General features: G+C 43.0%; 11 protein-coding genes and 2 tRNA genes. 5 read left to right on the top strand and 8 right to left on the bottom strand.

The window, feature by feature from the left end; all coding sequences use genetic code 11:
• From HRT75_RS12920 to HRT75_RS12935, 4 genes are all read right to left on the bottom strand, one after another.
• Window positions 1–889, bottom strand: an 889-nt coding sequence (locus HRT75_RS12920) for an oleate hydratase (protein ID WP_291187498.1), incomplete at its 3' end; no start/stop codon positions are given.
• A 53-nt stretch (window positions 890–942) separates the two neighbouring features.
• Window positions 943–1,857: a MerR family transcriptional regulator gene (locus tag HRT75_RS12925; RefSeq protein ID WP_291187500.1), complete on the bottom strand. Its 915-nt coding sequence runs from the start codon at window positions 1,855–1,857 to the stop codon at window positions 943–945.
• Between the two features lie 575 nt (window positions 1,858–2,432).
• Window positions 2,433–2,516, bottom strand: a tRNA-Leu gene (locus tag HRT75_RS12930).
• Between the two features lie 37 nt (window positions 2,517–2,553).
• A tRNA-Lys gene (locus HRT75_RS12935) sits at window positions 2,554–2,629 on the bottom strand.
• Window positions 2,630–2,756: 127 nt separating this feature from the next.
• On the opposite strand from HRT75_RS12935, the gene HRT75_RS12940 reads away from it, so the two are divergent.
• Window positions 2,757–3,275: a shikimate kinase gene (locus HRT75_RS12940; RefSeq protein WP_291187502.1), complete on the top strand. Its 519-nt coding sequence runs from the start codon at window positions 2,757–2,759 to the stop codon at window positions 3,273–3,275.
• On the opposite strand, the gene HRT75_RS12945 is transcribed toward HRT75_RS12940, so the two are convergent.
• Together HRT75_RS12945 and HRT75_RS12950 are read right to left on the bottom strand one after the other, a co-directional pair.
• Window positions 3,267–3,758, bottom strand: coding sequence for a phosphoribosyltransferase family protein (locus HRT75_RS12945; protein ID WP_291187504.1), 492 nt, complete (start codon window positions 3,756–3,758; stop codon window positions 3,267–3,269). The genes HRT75_RS12940 and HRT75_RS12945 overlap by 9 nt on opposite strands.
• 41 nt (window positions 3,759–3,799) lie before the next feature.
• Window positions 3,800–4,171, bottom strand: coding sequence for a S4 domain-containing protein (locus HRT75_RS12950; protein ID WP_291187507.1), 372 nt, complete (start codon window positions 4,169–4,171; stop codon window positions 3,800–3,802).
• Between the two features lie 131 nt (window positions 4,172–4,302).
• Between HRT75_RS12950 and HRT75_RS12955 the strand changes: the two genes are divergently transcribed.
• Window positions 4,303–5,202, top strand: a complete 900-nt coding sequence (locus tag HRT75_RS12955) for a hypothetical protein (protein ID WP_291187510.1) — start codon at window positions 4,303–4,305, stop codon at window positions 5,200–5,202.
• 71 nt (window positions 5,203–5,273) lie between these two features.
• On the opposite strand, the gene HRT75_RS12960 is transcribed toward HRT75_RS12955, so the two are convergent.
• A complete protein-coding gene (locus HRT75_RS12960; protein ID WP_291187513.1) occupies window positions 5,274–6,227 on the bottom strand; it encodes a transketolase C-terminal domain-containing protein in 954 nt (317 codons plus the stop codon).
• A 10-nt stretch (window positions 6,228–6,237) separates the two neighbouring features.
• Complete coding sequence (locus tag HRT75_RS12965) at window positions 6,238–7,083, bottom strand: transketolase (protein ID WP_291187516.1); 846 nt, start codon at window positions 7,081–7,083, stop codon at window positions 6,238–6,240.
• 169 nt (window positions 7,084–7,252) lie between these two features.
• On the opposite strand from HRT75_RS12965, the gene tgt reads away from it, so the two are divergent.
• From tgt to HRT75_RS12980, 3 genes are all read left to right on the top strand, one after another.
• Entirely contained in the window at window positions 7,253–8,383 is a 1,131-nt protein-coding gene (gene tgt / locus HRT75_RS12970) for a tRNA guanosine(34) transglycosylase Tgt (protein ID WP_291187519.1), read from the top strand.
• Window positions 8,384–8,386: 3 nt separating this feature from the next.
• Complete coding sequence (locus HRT75_RS12975; RefSeq protein WP_291187522.1) at window positions 8,387–9,466, top strand: LptF/LptG family permease; 1,080 nt, start codon at window positions 8,387–8,389, stop codon at window positions 9,464–9,466.
• Window positions 9,453–10,028: DMT family transporter (locus HRT75_RS12980; protein ID WP_291187525.1), on the top strand; the 576-nt coding region annotated here is incomplete at its 3' end. The genes HRT75_RS12975 and HRT75_RS12980, both read left to right, overlap by 14 nt.

Raw genomic sequence — 10,028 nt, forward strand, 5'->3', positions numbered from 1 at the left:
TCTTCCAATAATTCTCAGAATACTGGCGGTGTTCTGCGGGCAATAAAGTTTCTGAGTGGTGGTAATCTGCTCCGCTCAAAACAAGGTCTGCCTTGTGTACTTGTCCGTTAGAAACCAATCCGGTTGCATGGCCATCAGTTACTGTGATGGAGTCCACATTGTGTTCTGTGCGGATCTCTACCCCTAGTGATTCAGCTAGTGTCTTCATGCCTTCTATAACCGAATACATACCGTCTTTGGGGTGGAAGGTTCCAATTCCAAAATCGGCATAGTTCATAAAACTGTAGAATGCAGGAGTATTGCTGGGCTTAGCTCCTAAGAATAAAACGGGAAACTCCAAGATGGAGATCAAACGTGGATTCTTAAATTCGGCGCGAACGTCTTTAGCAATCGTACTAAAGAACTGACCAATTTTGCGCATGGTCACCGGTGTTACTAATTCCAAAGGAGACACTCCTGGACGGTAAACTAAATCTTTAATCGCAATATCGTAGTTAGATTTGGCCTTAGTCATAAACTTCTCAAGCTTGGCTGCACTGCCTGGTTCCTCTTTTTCAAAGGTCTTGCAGATCTTTTCCAAACTGTCCTCAATGGTTATGAAATCCATTTCACCAAAGCATACGCTGTAGGCGGGATTGAGTTTGATTAGTTCGTAAAAGTCTTCAGGCTTTTTATTAAAATCGGCGAAGAAACGCTCAAAGACGTCAGGCATCCAATACCAAGTTGGACCTATATCAAAGGTGAACCCATCGCGTTTAAGTTGTCGTGCACGACCGCCTACGGTCTTGTTCTTTTCAAAGATGGTCACCTGGTGTCCGGCTTGAGCCAGATAAGATGCCGCGGCCAAAGAGGCGAAGCCGCTACCTACGATTGCAATGCTTTTCTTCATTTGTCTAACAAATTAAATCAAATTCTAAACAAAATGAAAGCTGCTGACTGGATTTAAGATTTTTTTAATGTATTGAGTTTTTCGAGTAACCCTTCAATGGTGCCTATCACAGAGACATGACCTGGAACCTTATCTGACTCAACCTCACGGGTCTTAGCGCCCATGAGCCATAGCTGACTGGTTTGCTCTTTAGAGATAATCTTGTCAAATTCCTTCAAATACTCATAAATGGAAACCTTGTCCGGTTTCACAGTAAAGAAGGAAACAAAAACTACATTATCGTGGTGCTTGAGCACATTGCGCAAACTTGGTAATGGAATATTACTACCCAAATAAATGGTTTGATAGCCAGCTTGAAGGATCTCGTAATGAGCATAGAGTAGTCCAATTTCATGAATCTCCTCATATGGTAAATATAAAGAGAAAAGAATGTCTTGGCGTTCTGGCTTTTGAACACTCTGCAAATTAGAGATGTTGACAATGATCTTTTGCTTGATCAACTCTGAGATAAAGCGCTCGTGTGCCGGATCAATAGTACCTGTTTGCCAAAGCGTTCCTATTTCTTGCAGCAGCGGAATAAAGACCTCCATAAAGATCTCTCTAAAGCTGATGCGCTCACTCAGTTCGTTGAAGGTAGTTGCAAAAAGGGTGTAATCAAAGTCGAACATGGCCGTCTTAAAGGCCTTCATTGCATAGTCTTCTTGCTTTTGAGTTGCGCGCTCTTCAATGATCTGCTGAATCTCAGCATCACTGAGTTTAGCGATCTTAGAGATCTTGATGCCTTCGTTGTACAGGAAAGTAACATTGAGTAACTTTTTTAGGTTCTCCAGATCGTACTTTCGGATATTGGTATCCGTACGGTTGGGTTCCAGTAGGCCATAGCGCTTTTCCCAAATGCGGATGGTATGCGCCTTTACGCCGCTTAAGTTCTCTAAATCCTTTATGTTAAATTGGGTTTTAACCAGCATACATCAACGGGGCTTCATGAATTTAATCACAATATAGCGAACCACAAAAATAAGCTTTTGTTTAATAAAAACGAAAAAATAGTAAACAATTAACAGAAAAAAATTAGGATGTTTTCAGGAAATTTTGTTTACCGTTTGTGGTATGCCTATGATATTGATTTGTATACTTAGTCGCAAACCAATTCCGGTCATCGAGTGTTTTTTGTGAAGCAAAAAATGTATCGAGATGACATTTTGGTGTTGAGTTATTTATAATTTTTTGGGCGCCTGCCGCCAAGAAGCGTCACCGCGCTTTCCGCTATATCTTTTCACTTCGTAAAAAGGATGCCGCTGTAATCGCTGGCGCGGGGTTCCGGTCATCGAGTGTTTTTTGCGTAGTAAAAAATGTATCGAGATGACATTTTGGTGAGAGTGCCTCGCACTCACTAGCGTTCATGCTCGGCCGTCCCGGCTGTGCCCATGTAGCAAATCAAAACACAAATCGCTATGCGATTTGAATCTGCTCCATAAAAAAAACGCTCAAGCAAGCTTGGCGTTTTTTCTTGTCGCATCTTCTATGCGTTTTAATTTGTCAGTGCCCGAGGTGGGAGTCGAACCCACACGCCCTAATGGACACATGGCCCTCAACCATGCCTGTCTACCAATTCCAGCACCCGGGCAAAAAAAAAGTTAGGCCGCGGGGCTTAACTTTTTTAGTGGTGACCTGACTGGGGCTCGAACCCAGGACCCTCTCCTTAAAAGGGAGATGCTCTACCAACTGAGCTATCAGGTCTTTGTTGAATGCGGGTGCAAATATAAAACCATTCTATTTATTTATCAAAGCTATTTTGATTTAAATTTGAGTTTTCGAAGAAAGCCAATTGCATCTTTGAAGCAGCCAAAATATAAAAGCATTAATTATGATCGTTTTGTTGGGATATATGGGCAGCGGTAAGTCGCTGATCGGTAAAAAATTAGCCGAAGTTCTCAACTGGCCTTATTGCGATCTTGATACCCTGATAGAAGAAAAGGCAGGTCAAACAATTCCTGAATTTTTTAAAGAAAAAGGGGAGATTAAGTTTCGCATTTTGGAGTCTCAGGTACTTGAAAAGCAACTTTCAACCCCGGAGAATAAAGTCCTTGCCCTTGGAGGTGGTACTCCATGTTATGCAGGTAATATGGATAAGCTTTTGGCTGCAGCCGATGTCCAAGCCATTTATCTAAAGACCCATTTAGATACTTTAGTTGATCGGCTTTGGCCAGAAAGAGCTGGGCGTCCGCTGATTGCACATTTAAACAATCATGAGGATCTCAAAGATTTCGTCCGTAAGCATTTGTTTGATCGTTCACCTTATTATATGCAAGCGAAGCATCGAATAGATACCTCAGAACAATCCGCAGAAGAAGTGGTAAAAGCTATAGTAGCTCAATTATTCTAGGCAAACGCGGTCTTGGTCTTTTTCAAAAACCACAGCCACATTTTCATTTAGAGAAGTAGAGAGTGAAATTCCTTTAAAATCAGCTTTAACGGGGTATTTTTTATGATTCCTATTGACAAGTACGGCAGTTTTGAATCTCGAAAGTGGAACATCCAAAAAGTGACGCACACCATAGATCAGTGTAGTACCTGAATTAAGTACATCATCGATCAAAACAACAGCTTTGTTTTCATAATCAGCTGCCAGCATGCTGGTAGTAATTGGTGCTCTAGGGTCTGCTTTGTCAATCTCTACTTTGCAGAGTGAAAAATGCATGGGTGCAATATCCTGTAGTGTTTCTGCCAAACGCTGGGCTAGGGTGTAACCGCCACCAGCTATTCCAGCCAAAACGATCTCCTTTTCGGTAGCGTTAGCTTCATAGATCTGATAGGCAATTCGGCGAATTTTGTGTTGAACCTCTTGGTGATTCAATATTGTATCCATAGCGCTGTACTGTTGTTAAAACAAAGATACCAAAACTTTGCTCACTCTTGTTCGTCTGTGAAGTCTTCCAGATCGCGGCGATCCTTTTTTGTAGGGCGGCCTGTTCCGCGTTTGCGGTAATAGTCTTGGGAGTATTTGAGCATTTCCAAAGTCTCTACAGCTGCTTTCGGGGTAATGTCCTGACGATACATATCAACCAATTTGGCGCCCACACGACTCGGTGGCGTATCCAATACCTTGAGTACATAATCCACTTGATTCTTGCGAACCTTGAGTTCGTCTCCCGGATACACTTCTCGAGCGGGCTTCACCACATCATCATTCACTCTAACCGCTCCCTTTTTACAAGCTATGGTTGCCTGATTGCGCGTTTTAAAGTAACGCGTGGCCCAAAGATATTTGTCAACCCTCATACAAAGCTTCTAAAATCAACGTTAATGTTTACAGCAAAAGTATAAAAAATGGTATCTTGCGCTCGTCTTTTTAAGACATAAAATGGTGTAAATACGGCAGTTTAGCGCTGTCTAAACCTAAATTGATTTCATTGAAAAAGAAACTAATATACGGCCTTTTAAGTGCCTTGATGATCGCAGGGGTTTTCTCTTGTGGAAATGACGACAACGGTTTTGAGACTATACCGCCTCGTGACCGTGGAGAAGAGGCAGTAAATGCCGAAGCGGAATTGGTGGAATACCTACAAACGCACTTTTACAACTACGAAGAGTTTGAAACTCCTCCAACTGGCTTTGATTTTGAAGTAGTAATTGATACCATCGCTGGAGACAACTCAGATAAAATTCCATTGATCAATCAAGTGGAAACTAAGGTAGTGACCGATAGAGATGAAGAGGATGTAACCTACAACCTTTATATTTTGAAAGCCTTACAAGGAGAGGGTTCAAGCCCAACCTTTGTAGATTCTACTTTGGTGACCTACCGCGGTACCTTATTGACCGGAACCCAGTTTGACGGATCACCAAACCCAGTTTGGTTTGATCTTACTGGTGTTATCGACGGATTTCAAGAAGGTCTTGTTGAATTCCAAGGGGCAACTGCTCAAACCGTAAATCCTGATGGAACGGTAAGCTTTGAAGGTTTTGGCTCAGGAGCTTTGTTCATTCCTTCTGGAATTGCATATTTCAATCAACCACCAAGTCCACAGATTCCGTTGTACTCTCAATTGATCTTTACTTTCAACGTTTTAGAAGCAGTTGTTGCAGATCACGATCAAGACGGGATCATTTCGCTTAATGAAGACTTGAACGGAAACGGAAACGAACTCGATGATGATACCGATGAGGATGGTGTGCCTGACTTCGCAGATTTTGACGATGACAATGACGGCGTGCCAACACGAGATGAGATTGAGATCCTCGATGACGGAACAGTGATCCTTACAGATACGGATGGAGACGGTATTCCGGACTACCGCGATGCAGACTAATCCTTTCTTAATACAGCATACAAAAAATCCCGCCTAGAGCGGGATTTTTTATTCGTTAAGGGTTAGGAACTTTATTTACGTCCCATAACTTTTTTAGCCTTGGCAGCAATTGCGGCGGCATTCAATCCGTATTTGTCCATCAATTGTGCTGGCGTACCAGATTCACCAAAGGTGTCATTGGTAGCTACAAACTCTTGCGGAGTTGGGTGGTGCAGTGCCAATTCTCTGGCAACAGATTCCCCGAGTCCTCCTAAGAAGTTGTGCTCTTCTGCCGTAACGATGCATCCAGTCTTCTTTACAGACTTTACAATGGCATCGGTATCTAATGGTTTAATGGTGTGAATATTGATCACCTCTGCGCTAATGCTTTCTTCATTCAAAGCTTTGGCTGCTTCTAAGGCTTCCCAAACTAAATGTCCGGTAGCTACGATAGTCACATCAGAACCCTCTTGTAATTGAACGGCCTTCCCGATCTCAAAGTTTTGATCTTCTGGAGTAAAGTTTGGTACTTTTGGGCGTCCAAAACGCAAATATACTGGTCCATGATGCTGTGCAATGGCCATGGTTGCTGCTTTTGTTTGATTGAAATCACAGGTATTGATCACCGTCATTCCAGGCAACATTTTCATTAGACCAATGTCTTCTAAGATCTGGTGAGTAGCTCCATCTTCTCCCAAAGTCAATCCGGCGTGAGAAGCACAGATCTTTACGTTCTTGTGAGAATAGGCAATACTTTGTCTGATCTGATCATATACACGGCCTGTCGAAAAGTTGGCAAAGGTTCCTGTAAAAGGTATTTTACCTCCTATGGTCATTCCGGCTGCAAGTCCCATCATATTGGCTTCTGCAATTCCAACTTGGAAGAAGCGTTCTGGGTGATTTGCTTTGAATTCGTCCATTTTAAGTGATCCCGTTAGGTCAGCACAAAGCGCTACTACATCGGGATTTGTTTGACCAAGAGCGGTCAAACCAGCTCCAAATCCGGAGCGTGTGTCTTTTTTTCCTGTATCTGTATAGGTTTTCATTGCTCGTCTTTTAGTAATCCCCTAAAGTTTCTGGGTTCTGTGCCAAGCCAACGGCCAGTTGCTCGTCATTAGGCGCTTTTCCGTGCCATGCGTGCGTGTGCATCATAAAGTCTACTCCATTACCCATTACGGTTTGTAATAGTACACAAACAGGTTTGCCTTGACCACTCATGTTCTTTGCGTGGTTTAGACCATCAATTACTGCTTGCATATCATTACCCTTGGCAACTTCATGTACCATCCATCCAAAGGCCTCAAACTTACCACGAACGTTTCCAAGGTCGAGGACGTCATCAGTAGATCCGTCGATCTGTTGACCGTTTAAGTCTACGGTAACAATCAGGTTGTCTACTTTGTTGGCGGCACAGTACATAATGGCCTCCCAGTTTTGTCCTTCTTGAAGTTCTCCGTCTCCACAAAGGGCATAAACCAAATGTGGATCATTGTTGAGTTTTTTAGTTTCTGCTGCGCCAGCGGCGACAGAAATTCCTTGGCCCAAAGACCCAGAGGCCACCCGAATTCCCGGAAGTCCTTCATGTGTAGTTGGGTGTCCTTGCAAGCGAGAATCGATCAATCTAAAAGTGTTCAATTCTTCCACAGGGAAATAACCGCTACGGGCAAGTACACTGTAAAATACTGGGGAAATGTGTCCGTTGGATAAGAAGAAGATGTCTTCACCCTTTCCATCCATGTGGAACCCGTCTTTGCGGTCCATAATGACTTGAAACAAGGCCACAAAAAATTCGGCACAACCCAAAGAACCTCCTGGGTGACCCGAATTTACCTTGTGAACTTGCCTTAAAATGTCGCGTCTGACCTGCGTTACCAAGTCTTCTAAAGCTGCGATATCTGGCATAAAAAATGGTTTGAATTCAGCTGTAAAATTACACTATTCACCCCCTTGAGCAAAGGGGGAAGCAAGCGAGTTATCAACGATTCCCAAGGATTAGTTAACATTGCGCAGGATTCCCCTATAAAAACAGCATAAGATGCTATCTTTGCCCCAGAGGAAGCTACCATAGATTATGCAATTCAGCTTAACAGCAAACGATCCACAAAGTAAAGCGAGAGCCGGAACTATCACCACTGATCACGGGACAATTGAAACCCCAATTTTTATGCCTGTTGGTACTGCAGGTACGGTAAAAGGGGTACACCAACGCGAACTTAAAGACGACATTAATCCAGATATTATTCTGGGCAATACCTATCATTTGTACTTGCGCCCGCAAACAGAGATCCTGCAAAAGGCAGGAGGTTTGCACAAATTCATGAATTGGGACCGTAATGTTTTGACAGACAGTGGTGGATACCAAGTGTATTCACTTTCTGGAAACCGAAAGATCAAAGAAGAAGGAGTAAAGTTCCAATCGCATATAGATGGTTCATATCATATGTTCACTCCAGAACGGGTCATGCAGATCCAACGGGTGATCGGTGCAGATATCATCATGGCCTTTGATGAATGCACACCCTATCCTTGTGACTACAACTACGCCAAGCGTTCCATGCATATGACGCATCGTTGGTTGGATCGCTGTATTGCTGAGCTGGACAAATTGCCGTTCACTTATGATTACGCTCAAGCCTTTTTCCCGATTGTACAAGGAAGCACTTACAAGGACTTGAGAAAACAATCGGCAGAATATATTGCCAACGCCGGAGCCGTTGGAAATGCAATTGGAGGATTATCCGTTGGCGAGCCTGCAGAGGAGATGTACGCCATGACAGAAGTAGTCACGGAAGTGCTGCCTTGGGATAAACCGCGTTATTTAATGGGTGTTGGAACGCCGATTAATATTTTAGAGAATATCGCTCTGGGCGTAGATATGTTTGACTGTGTGATGCCTACCAGAAACGCTCGTAACGGAATGCTGTTTACCTCAGAGGGTACCATCAACATAAAAAATGCTAAATGGGCCGATGATTTTTCTGTCATTGATCCTATGGGACACACTTATGTAGATACTCAATACACCAAAGCTTATCTGAAACACCTGTTCAGTGTTAACGAACTTTTAGGGAAACAAATCGCCACGATTCATAATTTAGGCTTTTATTTGTGGTTAGTCCGTGAAGCCAGAAGGCAAATCATTGCTGGAACTTTCAAGGCATGGAAGGATAAAATGGTGCGTCAAATGGACAAACGCTTGTAGTCAATGCTTTCAATTCTAGATCGTTACATACTTAAAAAGTACTTGGGCACCTTCTTGATGCTCTTGTTGCTTTTTATTCCGATTGGGATTACGGTGAATTTGGCCGAAAAGATCGATAAGATCTTGGCCAATGAGGTGCCTTTTTCTGAAGTGGCGCTTTATTATCTCCATTTTACCATCTACTTCGCAAACCTGCTGTTCCCACTATTTTTGTTCTTGTCGGTGATTTGGTTCACCTCTAAAATGGCGAATAAAACGGAGGTGATCGCTTTTTTGAGTAGTGGTGTTTCTTTCTACAGATTTTTGAGACCGTATATGATCGGTGCAACTATTGTTTGTATCGGAGCTTTGTTTTTAGGGATGTATCTCGCGCCTATGGCCAGTAAAGGCTTTAATGAGTTTACCTATCAGTATCTCAAACGAGGCAAAAAAGATCGAGACCAAACCAATGTATATCGTCAGATCAACGAGACTGACTATATCTATGTGAGTTACTTCAACCCCAAAAATCAGATGGGGCGCAACTTTACCTTAGAGCATGTGGTGGACAACAAAATGGTCTACAAGCTCAGCGCCAATCGTATTAAATTCAATCAAGAGGACAGTACCTATACCCTGAGTAATTATACCAAGCGTATTGTTGGGGAACGAGAAGATCAACTCATTATTAAGAATAAGTTGGATACGGTGTTCTCCTTTGATTTGGAAGATCTCACTCCACTGGAATACATTGCAGAGACGCTCAATTATAACGAACTCAATCGATTCATTTCCAAAGAGAAAGAGCGTGGCTCAACCTATATTAGCCGTTATGAGATCGTGAGAAACAAACGCTGGAGCTTGCCGATATCGGCCTATATCCTCACCATTATCGCGGTGGCCGTTTCGTCCATTAAACGCCGCGGTGGAATGGGAGTGAACCTCGCTTTTGGTATAGGTTTGGGAATGGTGTTCGTGTTCTTTGACAAGATCTTTGGAACCTTAGCCGAACAAAGTGATTTCTCTCCTTTGGTAGCGACTTGGTTCCCGAACATCGTATTTGCTGGCTTGGCGGTTTACCTTCTTTACAATGCCAAGCGTTAAAAAGCTGCAATACTTGCATTTACACCTCATTGTTTTTATTTGGGGATTCACCGCTGTGCTCGGTGCACTCATCACTTTAGATGCCATTCCCTTGGTTGCCTACAGAATGAGTTTGGCGGCTGTCTTCTTATTGATTTTTGCAATCATCACTAAGAAACGTCTTCGGTTTCCAAGAAGGATCCAAATAAAGTTTGCTATTGCTGGTGGGCTCATTGCCCTGCACTGGCTGGCATTTTTTGGCGCTGTAAAAGCCTCTAATGTTTCCGTGACCTTGGCCGTGATGTCTACGGGAGCGTTTTTTGCAGCCTTTTTAGAACCTCTATTTTTAAAGCGGAAGCTCATTATCTATGAGGTGCTCTTTGGACTCTTAGCCATGTGCGGCTTGGCTTTGATCTTTAATGTGGATTCTAGCTATACCACAGGAATACTTTTGGCTTTGGCGTCTTCATTTCTCGGAGCCTGTTTTACCATTTACAATGCCCAATTGGTCAAAGAACATCAGGCAGGAGCTAGTGGTTTGTATGAGATGAGTTACGGGGCAGTTTTCATTCTGATATACCTC

This window comes from Gilvibacter sp., assembly GCF_013214815.1.
Lineage (GTDB): Bacteria > Bacteroidota > Bacteroidia > Flavobacteriales > Flavobacteriaceae > Gilvibacter.

What these genes read in the sequence shown, in the direction of transcription:
- HRT75_RS12925 (WP_291187500.1), bottom strand. Translation starts at nt 1,857, where the DNA reads ATGCTGGTTAAAACCCAATTTAACATAAAGGATTTAGAGAACTTAAGC.
- HRT75_RS12940 (WP_291187502.1), top strand. Translation starts at nt 2,757, where the DNA reads ATGATCGTTTTGTTGGGATATATGGGCAGCGGTAAGTCGCTGATCGGT.
- HRT75_RS12945 (WP_291187504.1), bottom strand. Translation starts at nt 3,758, where the DNA reads ATGGATACAATATTGAATCACCAAGAGGTTCAACACAAAATTCGCCGA.
- HRT75_RS12950 (WP_291187507.1), bottom strand. Translation starts at nt 4,171, where the DNA reads ATGAGGGTTGACAAATATCTTTGGGCCACGCGTTACTTTAAAACGCGC.
- HRT75_RS12960 (WP_291187513.1), bottom strand. Translation starts at nt 6,227, where the DNA reads ATGAAAACCTATACAGATACAGGAAAAAAAGACACACGCTCCGGATTT.
- HRT75_RS12965 (WP_291187516.1), bottom strand. Translation starts at nt 7,083, where the DNA reads ATGCCAGATATCGCAGCTTTAGAAGACTTGGTAACGCAGGTCAGACGC.
- tgt (WP_291187519.1), top strand. Translation starts at nt 7,253, where the DNA reads ATGCAATTCAGCTTAACAGCAAACGATCCACAAAGTAAAGCGAGAGCC.
- HRT75_RS12975 (WP_291187522.1), top strand. Translation starts at nt 8,387, where the DNA reads ATGCTTTCAATTCTAGATCGTTACATACTTAAAAAGTACTTGGGCACC.